This window comes from Pseudomonas sp. S150, assembly GCF_004526365.1.
Classification (GTDB): Bacteria; Pseudomonadota; Gammaproteobacteria; order Pseudomonadales; family Pseudomonadaceae; genus Aquipseudomonas; species Aquipseudomonas putida_A.
Window position 1 is genome coordinate 194,913 of sequence record NZ_CP038207.1, and the last position, 16,797, is coordinate 211,709.

14 protein-coding genes are annotated in these 16,797 nt (G+C 61.1%); 6 read left to right on the forward strand and 8 right to left on the reverse strand.

The window, feature by feature from the left end:
* Positions 1–24: 24 nt before the first annotated feature.
* From E3Z29_RS00965 to E3Z29_RS00990, 6 genes are all read right to left on the reverse strand, one after another.
* Positions 25–993 carry a CDP-6-deoxy-delta-3,4-glucoseen reductase gene (locus tag E3Z29_RS00965; RefSeq protein ID WP_134784928.1) on the reverse strand — a complete coding sequence of 323 codons (969 nt, stop codon included), beginning with the start codon at positions 991–993 and terminating at the stop codon, positions 25–27.
* Entirely contained in the window at positions 993–2,459 is a 1,467-nt protein-coding gene (gene ubiD, locus E3Z29_RS00970; RefSeq protein ID WP_134784929.1) for a 4-hydroxy-3-polyprenylbenzoate decarboxylase, read from the reverse strand. The genes E3Z29_RS00965 and ubiD overlap by 1 nt, the downstream gene beginning before the upstream one ends.
* Before the next feature lie 69 nt (positions 2,460–2,528).
* On the reverse strand, positions 2,529–4,529 hold the full coding sequence (locus tag E3Z29_RS00975) for an acyltransferase family protein (protein WP_134784930.1): 2,001 nt from the start codon (positions 4,527–4,529) through the stop codon (positions 2,529–2,531).
* 195 nt (positions 4,530–4,724) lie between these two features.
* Positions 4,725–5,984 (reverse strand): transcription termination factor Rho, encoded by a 1,260-nt coding sequence (gene rho, locus E3Z29_RS00980; protein ID WP_003229334.1) that lies wholly within the window; start codon positions 5,982–5,984, stop codon positions 4,725–4,727.
* Between the two features lie 247 nt (positions 5,985–6,231).
* Complete coding sequence (trxA, locus tag E3Z29_RS00985; protein ID WP_003177349.1) at positions 6,232–6,561, reverse strand: thioredoxin TrxA; 330 nt, start codon at positions 6,559–6,561, stop codon at positions 6,232–6,234.
* Between the two features lie 120 nt (positions 6,562–6,681).
* Positions 6,682–7,389 (reverse strand): FadR/GntR family transcriptional regulator, encoded by a 708-nt coding sequence (locus tag E3Z29_RS00990; protein ID WP_097089549.1) that lies wholly within the window; start codon positions 7,387–7,389, stop codon positions 6,682–6,684.
* A 256-nt stretch (positions 7,390–7,645) separates the two neighbouring features.
* On the opposite strand from E3Z29_RS00990, the gene E3Z29_RS00995 reads away from it, so the two are divergent.
* The 5 genes from E3Z29_RS00995 to ppx all read left to right on the forward strand — a co-directional run bounded on the left by E3Z29_RS00995 (position 7,646) and on the right by ppx (position 12,230).
* Entirely contained in the window at positions 7,646–8,431 is a 786-nt protein-coding gene (locus tag E3Z29_RS00995; protein WP_134784931.1) for a transporter substrate-binding domain-containing protein, read from the forward strand.
* A gap of 22 nt (positions 8,432–8,453) precedes the next feature.
* The gene (locus E3Z29_RS01000; protein ID WP_134784932.1) at positions 8,454–9,122 is read left to right on the forward strand and encodes an amino acid ABC transporter permease; all 669 of its coding nucleotides are present in this window, start codon (positions 8,454–8,456) and stop codon (positions 9,120–9,122) included.
* Positions 9,119–9,769 carry an amino acid ABC transporter permease gene (locus tag E3Z29_RS01005; protein WP_095137639.1) on the forward strand — a complete coding sequence of 217 codons (651 nt, stop codon included), beginning with the start codon at positions 9,119–9,121 and terminating at the stop codon, positions 9,767–9,769. Before E3Z29_RS01000 ends, E3Z29_RS01005 begins: the two co-directional genes overlap by 4 nt.
* Positions 9,756–10,493 (forward strand): amino acid ABC transporter ATP-binding protein, encoded by a 738-nt coding sequence (locus tag E3Z29_RS01010; protein ID WP_095137640.1) that lies wholly within the window; start codon positions 9,756–9,758, stop codon positions 10,491–10,493. The genes E3Z29_RS01005 and E3Z29_RS01010 overlap by 14 nt, the downstream gene beginning before the upstream one ends.
* A gap of 234 nt (positions 10,494–10,727) precedes the next feature.
* Complete coding sequence (gene ppx, locus E3Z29_RS01015) at positions 10,728–12,230, forward strand: exopolyphosphatase (protein WP_134784933.1); 1,503 nt, start codon at positions 10,728–10,730, stop codon at positions 12,228–12,230.
* Between the two features lie 263 nt (positions 12,231–12,493).
* Here the strand turns inward: ppx and ppk1 are convergent, their stop codons facing one another.
* Positions 12,494–14,719 carry a polyphosphate kinase 1 gene (ppk1, locus tag E3Z29_RS01020; RefSeq protein WP_041072035.1) on the reverse strand — a complete coding sequence of 742 codons (2,226 nt, stop codon included), beginning with the start codon at positions 14,717–14,719 and terminating at the stop codon, positions 12,494–12,496.
* Between the two features lie 18 nt (positions 14,720–14,737).
* Positions 14,738–15,751, reverse strand: coding sequence for a porphobilinogen synthase (gene hemB, locus E3Z29_RS01025; RefSeq protein ID WP_134784934.1), 1,014 nt, complete (start codon positions 15,749–15,751; stop codon positions 14,738–14,740).
* Between the two features lie 207 nt (positions 15,752–15,958).
* Between hemB and E3Z29_RS01030 the strand changes: the two genes are divergently transcribed.
* Positions 15,959–16,609, forward strand: a complete 651-nt coding sequence (locus E3Z29_RS01030; protein WP_027610469.1) for a DedA family protein — start codon at positions 15,959–15,961, stop codon at positions 16,607–16,609.
* Positions 16,610–16,797 lie beyond the last annotated feature (188 nt).

The following is a 16,797-nucleotide window of genomic DNA, read 5'->3' on the forward strand; positions in this document are numbered from 1 at the left end:
AGGCGCGGGACGCAAGAGCTCGGCTCAAGAGCGCGGCGCATACGCAAATACATCGGCGCGCATCTGGTGCGCATCCATCCCGGCTTCCACCAGCGCATCCAGAGTCCCGTAGACCATCGCCGGCGAGCCGCTGGCGTATACATGCAGGGACTTCAGATCGGCGAAGTCTTCACACACGGCCTGGTGCAACATCCCGCAGCGCCCTTCCCAACCGCACTGGTCGCTGACGACTTTGTGCAGGAACAGATTGGGCAGCTTCAACCATTCGTCCCAATGTTCGATCTCGTAGAAATCTTCCGGACGGCGTACCCCCCAATACAGATGCACCGGGTGTTTGAAGCCGTTGGCACGGCAGTGTTCGATCAGGCTGTGGATCTGGCCCATGCCGGTGCCGGCGGCGATCAACACCAGTGGCCCGTCAGGCAACTCGGCGAGGTGAGTGTCACCGAATGGCAGCTCGACGCGCACCATCGCGTTGCGTTGCAACTGCTCGATCAGGCTCAGTGCACTGGCTTCGCGGGCCAGCACGTGGATTTCCAGATCGCGCCCGCCGTGCGGCGCCGAGGCCATGGAGAACGCCGACTTCTCGCCGTTTTCACGCTCGATCATCAGGTACTGCCCGGCGTGATAACGCGGCGGCTTGCCGGCCGGCGCACGCAGGCGCACGCGCCAGGTGTCGCCACCGACATCCCGGCATTCGATGACCTGACACGACAGGCTGCGCACCGGCAGTTCTCCCAGCGCGAGCACGCCATCCCACAGCAGGACGCAGTCTTCCAGCGGCTCGGCTATGCAAGTGTAGAACTCGCCGTGGTCGTGCACCTTGCCGGCCTGCTCGACCCGGCCTTCCACCAGCAGCGCCGCACATACGTGGCAATTGCCGTTGCGGCAGCTTTGCGGGCATTCATAGCCCAGGCGCCGCGCACCATCGAGAATCCGCTCGCCGGGCCGTATCTCAAGCACCGCTCCGGAGGGCTGCAGGGTTACACGCATCAATCTATTCCTAACTGATTCCAGATGGCATCGATCCGCTGGGTGACGGCGTCGTCCTTGACGATTACGCGGCCCCACTCGCGAGTGGTTTCGCCCGGCCACTTGTGGGTGGCATCCAGGCCCATTTTCGAGCCCAGGCCGGACACCGGCGAGGCGAAGTCGAGGTAGTCGATCGGCGTGTTGTCGATCATCACCGTGTCGCGCTTGGGGTCCATGCGCGTGGTGATGGCCCAGATCACGTCGTTCCAGTCCCGGGCGTTGATATCGTCGTCAGTGACGATAACGAACTTGGTGTACATGAACTGTCGCAAAAACGACCAGACACCGAGCATCACGCGCTTGGCATGCCCCGGATACGACTTCTTCATCGTCACCACGGCCATGCGGTACGAGCAGCCTTCGGGCGGCAGATAAAAATCGGTGATCTCCGGGAACTGCTTCTGCAGGATCGGCACGAACACTTCGTTCAGCGCCACGCCGAGGATCGCCGGCTCATCCGGTGGACGGCCGGTGTAGGTGCTGTGATAGATCGGCTTGATCCGGTGGGTAATGCGCTCGACGGTGAACACCGGGAAGCTGTCGACTTCGTTGTAGTAACCGGTGTGGTCGCCGTACGGGCCTTCGTCGGCCATTTCGCCCAGATGAATCACCCCTTCGAGGATGATCTCGGCAGTGGCCGGCACTTGCAGGTCGTTGCCACGACACTTGACCAGCTCGGTGCGGTTACCGCGCAACAGGCCGGCGAAAGCGTATTCGGAGAGACTGTCCGGCACCGGCGTCACGGCGCCGAGGATGGTCGCAGGGTCGGCGCCCAGCGCCACGGAGACCGGGAATGGCTGGCCCGGATGCTTCTCGCACCACTCGCGGAAGTCCAGCGCACCGCCACGGTGGCTGAGCCAGCGCATGATCACCTTGTTGCGGCCGATCACTTGCTGACGGTAGATGCCGAGGTTCTGGCGATCCTTGTTCGGGCCTTTGGTGACGGTCAGGCCCCAAGTGATCAGCGGGCCGACGTCGCCGGGCCAGCAGGTCTGCACCGGCAGCATCGCCAGGTCGACGTCGTCGCCTTCGATGACCACTTCCTGGCACACCGCGTCTTTGACGACTTTGGGCGCCATCGAGATGATCTTGCGGAAGATCGGCAGTTTCGACCACGCGTCCTTCAAGCCCTTCGGTGGCTCCGGCTCCTTGAGGAAAGCCAGCAGCTTGCCGATCTCGCGCAGTTCGCTGACCGACTCGGCGCCCATGCCCATGGCCACCCGCTCGGGGGTGCCGAACAGGTTGCCGAGCACCGGAATGTCGTAACCAGTCGGTTTCTCGAACAGCAGCGCCGGGCCCTTGGCCCGCAGTGTGCGGTCGCACACCTCGGTCATCTCCAGCACCGGCGAGACGGGAATCTGGATGCGTTTCAACTCTCCGCGCTGCTCAAGCTGCTGCACGAAATCCCGAAGATCCTTGAATTTCATTGACGATGGCACCCTCAAAATAGGCGTACATCCTACCTGCTATGCAGCCCTGTGGCAGCCTGTCGCTGCTTACTTGGCTGCATTCGTCTGCGCTTGTCCACGGTTTTCCCGGGCCTGCAGGCCGATAAACAGCGGCTCGAGGATCGGCGCCACAAACCGCGCACCGACTTCGGACAGGTGATTGTCATCGGTGTACAGCGAGTAGCCGCCGAGCTCGGCGTGGCACAGGCCGTTTTCATCACACAGTCGCGGCGCCGGATCGACCACGCGCACCGCCGGATCATTCTGCGCCAACTGCGCGAACAACTGACTGATGAACACCTGACGCTTGTGGTGCGCCTCGACGGCCAGGCCGACGTCATCCACCGGACGATCGAGCATCGCCAGTCGCGTCAGCCGATACGGCGGGCTGAATGCCTGCAACGGCGCCTCTTTCACCAGCCATACGCGATGCCCGGCTGCCCGCAATTGTGCGACGCGAGTGCGCAGGCCTTCGGCAAAACGTTGCTCGGCCTCGGCGCGATCGTAACGACCGTCTGGCGTTCTCAAGACATGCCCGAGATCACCCTTGGCATCGCCGTACAGGTACAGGCTCCAGCGGGCGACCAGCACCACATCGCTGATCGCCTGGGTTTTCAGCCCCTGCTCGACCCGCTTGTTGAAGCGTGCACAAACCCCGTCATGCTCCAGCCCATCGACCGGAATGCAACCCGGAGAACTGGCCAGAATCACGCTGACACCGTGAGCTTTGGCACCGTCATCGAACACCGGGATCAGCGCCGTGGCATGGCTGTCGCCCCAGACCAGCGCGCGGGTCGGCAGATCCGCCACGCCGTAATGGCAGAACAGCTTGTCGTCAGGGGTCTTGTCGTCCGCCAGACAAGCCATCAGCTCAGGCCGCCATTCGCGGCCTTTGGCGTATTGCAGCGCCTGCTCGGACAGGCGCCATGGCAAGCCATCGGTCCAGCGCAGTGATTGCCCGGCCAGACCGAGCACCAGGATCCCGCAGAAACCGGCCAGCAGAATCTGCCGACGACCGGCGAGCAAGCGCCGTTCACGGAACGGCGTTTCGACGAACTTCCATGACAGATAACCCAGCACCAGGGTCAGCAGAATCAACCCGGCCGTGTCGAGCGCGCCCGGCTCATCAATACTGGCGTAGCTGGAAAACACGAATACCGGCCAGTGCCACAAATACCAGGAATAGGAGATCAGCCCGAGGCCGACCATCACCCGACTGCTCAACAATTGACCAACCAGCGTTTCGCAATGACCGTTGGCCAGAATCAGCAGCACCACGCCCAGCACCGGCAGCAACGCGGTGACACCCGGGAACGGCGTCGACTTGTCATAGGCAAACACCGCCAGCAGGATCAACCCCATGCCGAGCAGGCTCAAGGCCTGGGCGGCCAGCGGCTTCAAGCGCCAGGCGTGTTTCGGCGCAACCGCCAGCATCGCCCCGGCCAGCAACTCCCAGGCGCGCATCGGCAGCAGGAAGAAGGCTTTCTCCGGATGATGCTGGATCGCCCACACACTCAGCCCGAACGACACCAGCAGCACGCCGAACAGCGCCAACCGCCAATGTTTCAGACGGCTCGAGAGCAACGTCAGCAGCAGCGGGAAGAAGATGTAGAACTGCTCCTCCACCGCCAGTGACCACGTGTGCAACAGCGGTTTCAGGTCAGAGGCAACGTCGAAGTAGCCGTCCTGACGCATGAACAGGATGTTCGAGACGAACGTCACCTGATAGCGCACCGAACGCCCCAGCTCTTCGTAGTCCTTGGGCGCCAGCAGGAACCAGCCCACCGCCAGCACCGCAATGATCATCGCGAACAGCGCCGGCAGAATCCGCCGCGCACGCCGCGCCCAGAACTCGACGAAGCTGAAACGGCCAGCCTGACGCTGATTCCAGATGATCGAGGTGATGAGGTAGCCGGAAATCACGAAGAACACGTCCACGCCGACAAAACCGCCGGTAAACCCCGGGACGCCAAAATGGAACAGCACCACGGCGATCACCGCGACTGCTCGCAGGCCGTCGATATCCCTTCGATAAGCGAGTGTGCTCATAAAATCTTTAATGCCAATCAGGTGGTTGTTTTTTGTACAGCTCGAGCCTTATTCACAGAGGCTCCAAGCGCTGTTTGTGGGTTGCCCGATCACAGACCTTACCAGATCAGGAACCTCCCATTGCCGGGGTAAATTTCATGCAAAAAAAAGGCGCCCCCCAAAGGGGCGCCCTTTTTATCGGTTCAACCGGCGATGTTACTTGCGCTTCATCGACAGGAAGAACTCGTCGTTGGTCTTGGTCGTTTTCAGCTTGTCGACCAGGAACTCGATGGCAGCCACTTCGTCCATCGGGTGCAGCAGCTTGCGCAGGATCCACATGCGCTGCAGTTCGTCGTCGGCGGTCAGCAACTCTTCGCGGCGGGTGCCGGAACGGTTGATGTTGATGGCCGGGAACACACGCTTCTCGGCGATCTTGCGATCCAGAGGCAGTTCCATGTTGCCGGTACCCTTGAACTCTTCGTAGATCACTTCGTCCATCTTCGAGCCGGTTTCAACCAGCGCCGTGGCGATAATGGTCAGCGAGCCGCCTTCTTCGATGTTGCGCGCAGCACCGAAGAAACGCTTCGGTTTCTCCAGGGCGTGAGCATCGACACCACCGGTCAGCACCTTGCCGGAGCTCGGGATCACGGTGTTGTAGGCACGGGCCAGACGAGTGATGGAGTCGAGCAGGATCACCACGTCCTTCTTGTGTTCGACCAGGCGCTTGGCCTTCTCGATCACCATTTCGGCAACCTGCACGTGACGGGTCGGCGGTTCGTCGAAGGTCGAGGCAACCACTTCGCCGCGCACGGTGCGCTGCATTTCGGTTACTTCTTCCGGACGTTCGTCGATCAACAGCACGATCAGGTGAACTTCAGGGTTGTTACGGGCGATGTTCGCCGCGATGTTCTGCAGCATGATCGTCTTACCGGCTTTCGGCGGTGCAACGATCAGACCACGCTGGCCTTTGCCGATCGGGGCGCACAGGTCGATCACACGACCGGTCAAGTCTTCGGTGGAACCGTTGCCGGCTTCCATCTTCATGCGTACGGTCGGGAACAGCGGGGTCAGGTTCTCGAAGAGAATCTTGTTCTTCGCGTTCTCCGGACGATCGAAGTTGATCGTGTCGACCTTGAGCAGAGCGAAGTAACGCTCGCCTTCCTTCGGAGGGCGGATCTTGCCAACGATGGTGTCACCGGTGCGCAAGTTGAAACGACGGATCTGGCTCGGCGAGACGTAGATATCGTCCGGGCCGGCGAGGTAGGAAGCGTCAGCGGAGCGCAGGAAGCCGAAGCCGTCCTGGAGAATCTCCAGCACGCCATCACCGGAGATTTCCTCGCCGCTTTTCGCGTGCTTTTTCAGCAGGGAGAAAATCACGTCCTGCTTGCGCGAACGGGCCATATTTTCTATGCCCATCTGTTCGGCCAATTCGAGCAGTTCGGTAATCGGCTTTTGCTTGAGTTCAGTCAGATTCATATAGGAATGACGTAATCATTTATGGAGGGGGGAAATTAAGCTTTTGGCTTAATGAGGCCGCGCCGCGGAGAAGGCGACAGGATCGCGAACTTGTTCGAAAAGGAGTGCGTCGGCGACGGCTAGCAGGGGGCAGTGGAGAAACCAGTGCGGGGCCGAATGTACCACCTGAGTTTCGGAGCGTCTAGCCCTGAATACGCAAAAAGCCCCGCAAATTGCGAGGCTTTTTTTCGGCGATTTACTGCGACGCTTAGATGTTGGCGTCGAGGAAAGCAGCCAGTTGCGACTTCGACAGGGCGCCGACTTTGGTCGCTTCAACGTTGCCGTTCTTGAACAGCATCAGCGTCGGGATACCACGCACGCCGTGCTTGGCCGGGGTTTCCTGGTTTTCGTCGATGTTCAGTTTGGCGATGGTCAGCTTGCCTTTGTAAGTCTCGGCAATCTCGTCCAGAACCGGAGCGATCATTTTGCAAGGGCCGCACCATTCAGCCCAGTAGTCGACCAGTACAGCGCCTTCGGCCTTGAGTACGTCGGCTTCGAAGCTGGCGTCGCTAACGTGTTTGATAAGATCGCTGCTCATGGAATTCTCCAGGTTGTAAGCAAAAAAACGTGGCCCATCATAGCCGCCCTTCCCCTCTTCAGGAAGCCGCAGTTGATTGAGTCTTGCTATGGCACTCGATGAGTTTGGGTATAGCCCAAGTCACGCCGTGGCGGGGGCAATGAAGGAAATTCCGGTGCGCAGGGCCGCATTGCGCACGTGCTCCTGCATGGCCTTCTGGGCCGCAGCGGACGCCCGGCGCGCGAGGGCACGAAGGATCTTGCGGTGCTCCTGCCAGGTTTCCATCGCCCGTTCGGCGCGGATGAACGGTAGCTTCTGGCTCTCCAGAAAGATCTCGGCGCTGGCGGTGAGGATGCTCAGCATCGCCTGATTGCCGCTGGCCAGCAGAATGCGCCGGTGGAATTCGAAGTCGAGTTTCGCCGCAGCCTCGAAGTCCCCAGCCTTCAATTGCTCGCGCATCGCCGCAACGTTGTCCTCAAGCGCATCCAGGTCAAACGTGCTTAAGGTCACCGCCGCCAGCCCGGCGGCAAAACCCTCCAGCGCATAGCGCAACTGAAAGATGTCGAGCGGCGAGGCCTGCGCTGCGAACGGCCAGCCCGGCGCATTGTCACCCTGCGCAATGTCCACCGGTGCCTGCACGAACACGCCTTTGCCCGGCTGGATGCTGACCACGCCCAGCGCACTGAGCGACGACAGCGCCTCGCGCAACGACGCCCGACTGACCCCCAGTTGCACCGCCAGATCCCGTTGCGACGGCAACGCATCGCCCGCACCGAAACCCTGCTCAGTGATCAGTTTGCGTATGGCTTGCAGCGCCACTTCGGGTACGGCGCGGGAGATCGAGTTCATGGTTTTTCAGACGAGCCAGGCCAAGGTGCGGCTAGTTGTAAAGCTATTCGCCGGATCCGGCAAGTCGTGCCCCAGCGGGGTTCGGCGCCCGCTGCCGGTGCGCCATCGGGGTGCGAAAAACCACCTGACTGTTCAGACCAGTAAGACCGAATAAACCCGGCAAACCCGCGGCCTGCCGGGGATAAATCCGGGTATTGGCACGGCCCGTGCTCTGTCCGATCGCAGAAATCACTTCCCGTCGATCCGGAGATTTGCCATGACCCTGCGTTACCGAGCCCTCCTCGCCGCTCTGTTTTCCAGCTTGATGCTGAGCCAGATCCCCGCCCACGCCGATGGCCTGGAAGACGTGGTCAAACGCGGCACACTGAAAGTTGCCGTGCCCCAAGACTTCCCGCCATTCGGCTCGGTCGGCCCGGACATGAAACCCCGTGGCCTGGATATCGACACGGCGAAGCTGCTGGCTGATCAACTTAAGGTCAAACTCGAACTGACCCCGGTCAACAGCACCAACCGCATCCCGTTCCTCACCACCGGCAAGGTCGACCTGGTGATCTCCAGCCTCGGCAAGAACCCGGAGCGCGAGAAAGTCATCGACTTCTCCCACGCCTACGCGCCGTTCTACCTCGCGGTATTCGGCCCGCCTGAGGCAGCGATCAGCGGCCTTGACGACCTTAAAGGCAAAACCATCAGCGTCACCCGTGGCGCCATCGAAGACATCGAGCTGACCAAGGTCGCCCCCGAAGGCGTGACCATCAAGCGCTTCGAAGACAACAACTCGACCATCGCCGCCTATCTCGCAGGGCAGGTCGACCTGATCGCCAGCGGCAACGTGGTGATGGTGGCGATCAGCGAGAAGAACCCGAAACGCGTGCCGGCGCTCAAAGTGAAGCTCAAGGACTCGCCGGTCTATGTCGGCGTGAACAAGAACGAGCCCGCGCTGCTGGGCAAAGTCAACGAGATCCTCGCCACCGCCAAGGCTGACGGCGCGCTGGAGAAAAACTCGCAGACCTGGCTCAAAGAGCCGCTGCCGGCCGACCTCTGATCGGTCGCGCGGGAGACAATTGATGGCTTATCAGTTCGATTTCATGCCGGTGGTGCAAAACACCGACCTGCTGCTGCGCGGCGCGCTGTTCACCCTGGAGCTGACGGCGATTGGCGCGCTGTTCGGGGTCGGCGTGGGCATCGTCGGCGCACTGGTGCGGGCGTGGAACATCCGCCCGTTCTCGGCACTCTTCGGCGTCTACGTCGAGTTGATCCGCAACACGCCATTTCTGGTGCAACTGTTCTTCATCTTCTTCGGCCTGCCATCCCTCGGGGTGCAGATTTCCGAGTGGCAGGCGGCCGTGCTGGCGATGGTGATCAACCTCGGCGCGTATTCGACCGAGATCATCCGCGCCGGCATCCAGGCGATTCCGCGCGGACAACTGGAGGCCGCTGCCGCATTGGCGATGAGCCGTTTCGAAGCGTTCCGCCATGTGGTCCTGCTGCCGGCGCTGGGCAAGGTCTGGCCGGCCCTGAGCAGCCAGATCATCATCGTCATGCTCGGTTCGGCGGTGTGTTCGCAGATCGCCACCGAGGAGCTGAGCTTCGCCGCCAACTTCATTCAGTCGCGCAACTTCCGCGCCTTTGAAACCTATGCGCTGACCACGCTGATCTACCTGTGCATGGCGCTGCTGATCCGCCAGTTGCTGAACTGGGTCGGCCGCCGCTATATCGCGAGGAGCAGCCGATGAGCGACTTCACCTTCTGGGACATCCTGCGCAACCTGCTCACCGGTCTGCAATGGACACTGGCGCTGTCGCTGGTAGCGTTCATCGGTGGCGGCATCGTCGGTCTGCTGATTCTGATCATGCGCATCTCGAAAAATCCGTTACCGAGCAATATTGCTCGCACCTGGATCGAGCTGTTCCAAGGCACACCGCTGCTGATGCAGCTGTTTCTGGTGTTCTTCGGCGTGGCGCTGGCCGGGATCGAGATCTCGCCGTGGATGGCGGCAGCCATTGCCCTGACATTGTTCACCAGCGCCTATCTGGCGGAGATCTGGCGCGGTTGCGTCGAAGCGATCCCCAATGGCCAGTGGGAAGCCTCGTCGAGCCTGGCGCTGAATCCACTGGAGCAGTTGCGCTACGTGATCCTGCCGCAGGCGCTGCGCATCGCCGTGGCGCCGACCGTGGGCTTCTCGGTGCAAGTGGTCAAAGGCACTGCGGTGACCTCGATCATCGGCTTCACCGAGCTGACCAAGACCGGCGGCATGCTCGCCAACGCCACTTTCGAACCGTTCATGGTCTACGGCCTCGTCGCCCTCGGCTACTTCCTGCTCTGCTACCCCTTGTCGCTCAGCGCGCGCTACCTGGAAAGGAGACTGCATGCCTCTGCTTAGAATTTCCGCCCTGCATAAATACTACGGCGATCACCACGTGCTCAAAGGCATCGACCTGAGCGTCGAGGAAGGCCAGGTGGTGGCGATCATCGGCCGCAGCGGCTCGGGCAAATCGACCCTGCTGCGCACCCTCAATGGTCTGGAGTCGATCAACGACGGGGTGATCGAAGTCGACGGCGAATACCTCGACGCCGCCCGCGCCGACCTGCGCAGCCTGCGGCAGAAAGTCGGCATGGTGTTCCAGCAGTTCAACCTGTTCCCGCACCTGACCGTCGGCGAGAACGTGATGCTCGCGCCGCAAGTGGTGCAGAAAGTACCGAAGGCCAAGGCGGCCGAACTGGCGCGCAAGATGCTCGAACGCGTCGGGCTGGGGGAGAAGTTCGACGCCTTCCCGGATCGGTTGTCCGGCGGACAGCAACAGCGCGTGGCGATTGCCCGGGCACTGGCGATGTCGCCGAAAGTGTTGCTGTGCGATGAAATTACCTCAGCACTGGACCCGGAGCTGGTCAATGAAGTGCTCGCCGTGGTGCGCCAACTGGCGAAAGAAGGCATGACGCTGATCATGGTCACCCACGAAATGCGCTTCGCCCGGGAGGTCGGCGACAAACTGGTGTTCATGCACCATGGCAAGGTGCATGAGGTGGGGGATCCGAAGGTGTTGTTTGCCAATCCGCAGACGGCGGAGCTGGCGAACTTCATTGGCACGGTGGAAGCAACAGCCTGAAATAGCCGCAGTAATGGGGCGGACGCCTTCGCGAGCAGGCTCGCTCCCACAGGGATCTCTGTTGGACCACTATGGTGAGTTCGCTGCAAAACCTGTGGGAGAGAGCCTGCTCGCGAATGGCCGCGCCGCGGTCTCAAGCTTTTATGCGCAGGATCAACGGTTTGAACCATGCGCGTTGGCGTCAGCGTTTGATCGTGGCACGATGGCGGGGTTATCGACCGAGACCCCCTGACCATGCCGCAATCCAAAGCCAAGAATCTGTCCCTGATCGCCGCAATCGACCTGGGCTCCAACAGCTTCCACATGGTCGTGGCCAAGGCCCAGAACGGTGAAATCCGCATCCTGGAGCGCCTCGGAGAGAAAGTGCAGCTCGCCGCCGGTATCGACGATGAGCGCCATCTCAACGAAGAATCGATGCAGCGTGGCCTCGACTGCCTCAAGCGCTTTGCCCAACTGATCAACGGCATGCCACTGGGCGCCGTGCGGATCGTCGGCACCAACGCCCTGCGCGAAGCGCGCAATCGCCTGGAATTCATCCACCGTGCCGAAGAAATCCTCGGTCACCCGGTGGAAGTCATCTCTGGCCGTGAAGAAGCGCGGCTGATTTATCTGGGCGTTTCGCACACCCTCGCCGACACCCCGGGCAAGCGTCTGGTGGCCGACATCGGCGGCGGCAGTACTGAATTCATCATCGGGCAGCGTTTTGAACCACTGCTGCGCGAAAGCCTGCAAATGGGCTGCGTCAGCTTCACTCAGCGTTATTTCAAGGACGGCAAGATCACCCCGGCCCGTTACGCCCAGGCGTACACTGCGGCGCGGCTGGAGATCATGAGCATCGAGCACGCCCTGCACCGCCTGACCTGGGATGAAGCCATCGGCTCCTCGGGCACCATCCGCGCCATCGGCCTGGCGCTGAAGGCCGGCGGGCATGGCACCGGCGAAGTGAATGCCGAAGGCCTGGCCTGGCTCAAGCGTCGTCTGTTCAAACTGGGTGACGTCGACAAGATCGACTTCGAAGGCATCAAGCCTGACCGTCGGGCAATCTTCCCGGCTGGCCTGGCGATTCTCGAAGCGATCTTCGACGCCCTCGAACTGCAACGCATGGATCATTGCGAAGGCGCACTGCGTGAAGGCGTGCTCTACGACCTGCTCGGCCGCCATCACCACGAAGACGTGCGCGAACGCACCCTGACTTCGCTGATGGAGCGCTATCACGTCGATCTGGAACAAGCCGCGCGAGTTGAACGCAAGGCACTGCACGCCTTCGATCAGGTCGCCGCAGACTGGGAGCTGGATGACGGCATCTGGCGTGAACTGCTGGGCTGGGCGGCGAAAGTCCACGAAGTCGGCCTCGACATCGCGCACTACCACTACCACAAGCACGGCGCCTACCTGATCGAACACTCGGACCTTGCCGGTTTCTCCCGCGAAGACCAGCAAATGCTCGCTCTGCTGGTGCGCGGCCATCGCCGCAACATCCCCAAGGACAAGTTCGCCGAGTTCGGTGACGACGGCGACAAGCTGATCCGCCTGTGCGTGCTGCTGCGCTTCGCGATCCTGTTCCACCACATCCGTGGCACCCAGGCGATGCCACAAGTGACGCTGCATGCCAAAGGCAACAATCTCGACGTGGAATTCCCGGAGAACTGGCTGGATGAGAATCAGCTGACTCAGGCGGATTTCGGGCTTGAGGCGGAGTGGCTGACGCGGGTGGGGATTGTTCTGACCGTGCATTGAGTAACGGGCAGGCACAAAAAAGGCGATCCTTCGGGATCGCCTTTTTATTGGGTGTTTGGCTTGGTTCAAAAGGGGTGCTTGAGATCGATCCCCCTCACCCCAGCCCTCTCCCCCAAGGGGGCGAGGGGGAAAGGGAGCCGATTTATGGGCCTTTCAAATCCTGAGTTCGACTCGAAATCTCAGGTCGATGTACCTCGAACATCCAACTCGGTCAGTCCCCTCTCCCTCCGGGAGAGGGTTAGGGTGAGGGCGCTTTTAAGCTGTTAGCTGCTCACCGGCAGAATCGGGCTGCCCAGGCGTTCCAGCAAGGTCGCCTGCGCGCTGCGCGGGTTCTGGTTGCCGGTTGGCGTGTTGCGGATGTAACGGCCATCCGACTGCAGGCTCCAGCTGTGGGTGTTGTCGGTCAGGTACAGCTCCAGCTCTTTCTTCACGCGAGTCAGCAGCTTCTTGCCTTCCACCGGGAAGCAAGTCTCGACGCGCTTGTCGAGGTTGCGCTCCATCCAGTCGGCGCTGGAGAGGAACATCTGCTCCTCGCCGCCGTTGAGGAAGTAGAACACTCGGGTGTGTTCAAGGAAGCGACCGATGATCGAGCGCACATGGATGTTGTGCGAAACCCCGGCAATGCCCGGACGCAGGCAGCACATGCCACGCACCACCAGATCGATGCGCACGCCGGACTGGCTGGCCTTGTACAGCGCACGAATGATCTTCGGATCGGTCAGCGAGTTGAACTTGGCGATGATGTGCGCCGGTTTGCCTTCGACGGCGAACTGGGTTTCCCGGGCAATCATGTCGAGCATGCCCTTCTTCAGAGTGAACGGCGCGTGCAGCAGCTTCTTCATGCGCAGGGTTTTACCCATGCCGATCAACTGACTGAACAGTTTACCGACGTCTTCACACAAGGCGTCGTCGGAGGTCAACAGGCTGTAGTCGGTGTATAGACGCGCATTGCCGGCGTGGTAGTTACCGGTGCCGAGGTGCGCGTAACGCACGATCTCACCGGCTTCGCGGCGCAGGATCAGCATCATCTTGGCGTGGGTCTTGAAGCCGACCACGCCGTAAATCACTACCGCACCGGCCGCTTGCAGACGGCTGGCCAGTTGCAGGTTGGACTCTTCGTCGAAGCGCGCGCGCAGTTCGATGACCGCGGTCACTTCCTTGCCGTTACGCGCGGCGTCCACCAGCGCATCGACGATTTCCGAGTTGGCGCCGGAACGGTACAGAGTCTGGCGCACGGCCAGAACATGCGGGTCTTTCGCCGCCTGACGCAGCAGGTCGACCACCGGGGTGAACGACTCGAACGGGTGCAGCAGCAGGATGTCCTGCTTGCTCACCACGCTGAAAATGTTCTCGCTGTTCTGCAGCAGTTTCGGGATCTGCGGGGTGAACGGCGTGTATTGCAGCTCCGGGTGGCTGTCCAGACCGGTGATGCTGAACAGACGGGTCAGGTTGACCGGGCCGTTGACCTGATACAGCTCGGTCTCGCTCAGGTTGAACTGCTTGAGCAGATAGTCCGAGAGGTGTTTCGGGCAAGTGTCGGCGACCTCCAGGCGCACCGCATCGCCGTAACGCCGCGAGAACAGTTCGCCACGCAGGGCACGCGCAAGGTCTTCGACATCTTCGGAGTCGAGCGCAAGGTCGGCGTTTCGGGTCAGGCGGAACTGGTAGCAGCCCTTGACCTTCATGCCCTGGAACAGGTCATCGGCGTGGGCGTGGATCATCGACGACAGGAACACATAGTTGTCGCCCGGGCCGCCGACTTCTTCCGGAACCTTGATGATCCGTGGCAGCAGGCGCGGTGCCGGGATGATCGCCAGACCGGAATCGCGACCGAAGGCGTCGATACCTTCCAGCTCGACGATGAAGTTCAGGCTCTTGTTCACCAGCAACGGGAACGGGTGTGTCGGGTCGAGGCCGATCGGGGTGATGATCGGTGCGATCTCGTCGCGGAAATAACGGCGCACCCAGGTCTTGATCTTGGTCGTCCAGTGACGGCGACGGATGAAGCGCACCTGATGCTTTTCCAGCTCCGGCAACAGGATGTCGTTGAGGATCGCGTACTGGCGGTCAACGTGACCGTGCACCAGCTCGCTGATCCGCGCCAGTGCCTGGTGCGGTTGCAGACCGTCGGCACCGGCCTGTTCACGAGCGAAGGTGATCTGCTTTTTCAGACCAGCGACGCGGATTTCAAAGAATTCGTCGAGGTTGCTGGAGAAGATCAGCAGGAACTTCAGCCGTTCCAGCAACGGATAGGACTCGTCCAGCGCCTGTTCCAGCACGCGGATGTTGAACTGCAGTTGCGAGAGCTCGCGATGGATATACAGGCTGCTGTCATCCAGGCCCGGGATCGCAATCACTGGCGCCGCCGCGACGGCTTCGGTAACCGGCGCGGGTGGCGCAGGCTCGAGTTCCGGCGGGGTTTCGGTGATTTGCTCCACCACCGGTTGAGCTTCTTTTACTGCAACTTCAGTGAGTCCTTCGGTATTCATCGAATGTTCCTGGGAGGGCTATTTCTGCTCTCGTAACAATTGAGCGGCACGGACAGCAAAGTAAGTCAGGATGCCATCAGCGCCGGCACGTTTAAAGGCGGTCAGTGATTCAAGAATTACCGCCTCGCTCAACCAGCCATTCTGGATCGCCGCCATGTGCATGGCGTATTCGCCGCTAACCTGATAGACGAAGGTCGGCACTTTGAAGGCATCTTTTACCCGCAAAAGAATGTCCAGGTACGGCATGCCGGGTTTGACCATGACCATGTCCGCGCCTTCAGACAAGTCCGCGCCGACTTCGTGCAGCGCTTCGTCGCTGTTGGCCGGGTCCATCTGATAGGAGGCCTTGTTGGCCTTGCCCAGATTCGCCGCCGACCCCACAGCATCGCGGAACGGCCCGTAATAGGCGCTGGCGTACTTGGCCGAGTAGGCCATGATCCGCACGTTGACGTGACCGGCCAGCTCCAGCGCCTCGCGGATCGCCTGAATCCGACCGTCCATCATGTCCGATGGGGCCACGACCTGAGCGCCGGCTTCGGCGTGGGACAAAGCCTGTTTGACCAGGGCGTCGACGGTGATGTCGTTCTGCACGTAGCCGTCTTCGTCGAGAATGCCGTCCTGACCGTGGGTGGTGAACGGATCAAGCGCGACGTCGGTGATCACTCCCAATTCCGGGAAACGCTCACGCAAGGCGCGGGTGGCGCGCTGGGCAATGCCCTGCGGGTTCCAGGCTTCGGCAGCGTCGAGGGATTTCAATTCGGTTGGTGTGACCGGGAACAGCGCCAGCGCCGGGATCCCCAGTTCGACCCATTTCGCCGCTTCTTCAAGCAGCAGGTCGATGGTCAGGCGCTCGACACCGGGCATCGAGGCCACGGCTTCGCGACGGTTTTCACCCTCAAGCACGAACACCGGCAGAATCAGGTCATCGACCGTCAGCACGTTTTCCCGCACCAGCCGACGCGAAAAATCATCACGACGATTGCGACGCAGGCGAGTGGCGGGAAACAGACGATTGGCAGGGGTAAAGCTCACGGCGGACTCCTGAGCCCGCGCAAACGGGCGAGCGTGACAGTTATAGACGGCCATTATGACCAACAGATTACAGTTGTGCGTACCCCGTGACATGTAGCCGCATTCCATTGTTGGCGTAGGAATTGTTCACGTCGAGACACATTTCGACACTTTCATGAATGTGTCCGAAGGGTTAGGCTGCGCGTTCATTTCGCCAGCACCCAGACAATGCTCCAACAATTTCTGCATGACTTTGGCTACTTTGCCTTGTTCCTCGGCACGTTCTTCGAAGGCGAAACCATCCTGGTGCTCGCAGGCTTCCTCGCGTTCCGTGGATACATGGACATCAACCTGGTGGTGGTCGTGGCGTTCTTCGGCAGCTATGCCGGCGATCAGCTGTGGTACTTCCTGGGGCGCAAGCACGGGCGCAAATTGCTCGCACGCAAACCGCGCTGGCAGATGATGGGCGACCGCGCGCTGGAACACATTCGCAAGCATCCGGACATCTGGGTTCTGAGCTTCCGCTTCGTTTACGGACTGCGCACGGTGATGCCGGTGGCGATCGGCCTGTCGGGTTATCCGCCGGGACGTTATCTGTTGCTCAACGGTATCGGCGCAGCGATCTGGGCCACCGCCCTGGCAGCCGCCGCCTACCACTTCGGCGCGGTGCTCGAAGGCATGCTCGGCAGCATCAAGAAGTACGAGCTGTGGGTGCTCGGCGCGCTGCTGATTCTTGGCGTTGGTCTGTGGCTGCGTCGCCGCTTCAAGAATGCGCGACTGGCAAAACAGGTTTACGCCGACGAGCAAGCCGCAAAAGCGGCACTGCTGAATCAAGCCGAAGTGGCCAAACCTGCCGAACCGAAGACGCCAGCCGAATAACGCGCTGGCGCCTGGCGTACAGCCCTGCGCAAAGCCCGGGCTGGCCGGCTCTTTTAGTCATTTATCCCCTCTGCGCCAGCGGACTCCCGCTCGCCAGCGGCGTTCTCACGCGAAAAATCTCCTGCTCGTCACGAGGCAGGCAACCGCAAATAATGAACACCCCGCCGTTGTTGCGATCCATTTAGAAA

Bases quoted from the DNA above. Each gene is read 5' to 3' on its own strand.
- E3Z29_RS00965 (WP_134784928.1), bottom strand. From the start codon at position 993: ATGCGTGTAACCCTGCAGCCCTCCGGAGCGGTGCTTGAGATACGGCCC.
- ubiD (WP_134784929.1), bottom strand. From the start codon at position 2,459: ATGAAATTCAAGGATCTTCGGGATTTCGTGCAGCAGCTTGAGCAGCGC.
- E3Z29_RS00975 (WP_134784930.1), bottom strand. From the start codon at position 4,529: ATGAGCACACTCGCTTATCGAAGGGATATCGACGGCCTGCGAGCAGTC.
- rho (WP_003229334.1), bottom strand. From the start codon at position 5,984: ATGAATCTGACTGAACTCAAGCAAAAGCCGATTACCGAACTGCTCGAA.
- trxA (WP_003177349.1), bottom strand. From the start codon at position 6,561: ATGAGCAGCGATCTTATCAAACACGTTAGCGACGCCAGCTTCGAAGCC.
- E3Z29_RS00990 (WP_097089549.1), bottom strand. From the start codon at position 7,389: ATGAACTCGATCTCCCGCGCCGTACCCGAAGTGGCGCTGCAAGCCATA.
- E3Z29_RS00995 (WP_134784931.1), top strand. From the start codon at position 7,646: ATGACCCTGCGTTACCGAGCCCTCCTCGCCGCTCTGTTTTCCAGCTTG.
- E3Z29_RS01000 (WP_134784932.1), top strand. From the start codon at position 8,454: ATGGCTTATCAGTTCGATTTCATGCCGGTGGTGCAAAACACCGACCTG.
- E3Z29_RS01005 (WP_095137639.1), top strand. From the start codon at position 9,119: ATGAGCGACTTCACCTTCTGGGACATCCTGCGCAACCTGCTCACCGGT.
- E3Z29_RS01010 (WP_095137640.1), top strand. From the start codon at position 9,756: ATGCCTCTGCTTAGAATTTCCGCCCTGCATAAATACTACGGCGATCAC.
- ppx (WP_134784933.1), top strand. From the start codon at position 10,728: ATGCCGCAATCCAAAGCCAAGAATCTGTCCCTGATCGCCGCAATCGAC.
- ppk1 (WP_041072035.1), bottom strand. From the start codon at position 14,719: ATGAATACCGAAGGACTCACTGAAGTTGCAGTAAAAGAAGCTCAACCG.
- E3Z29_RS01030 (WP_027610469.1), top strand. From the start codon at position 15,959: ATGCTCCAACAATTTCTGCATGACTTTGGCTACTTTGCCTTGTTCCTC.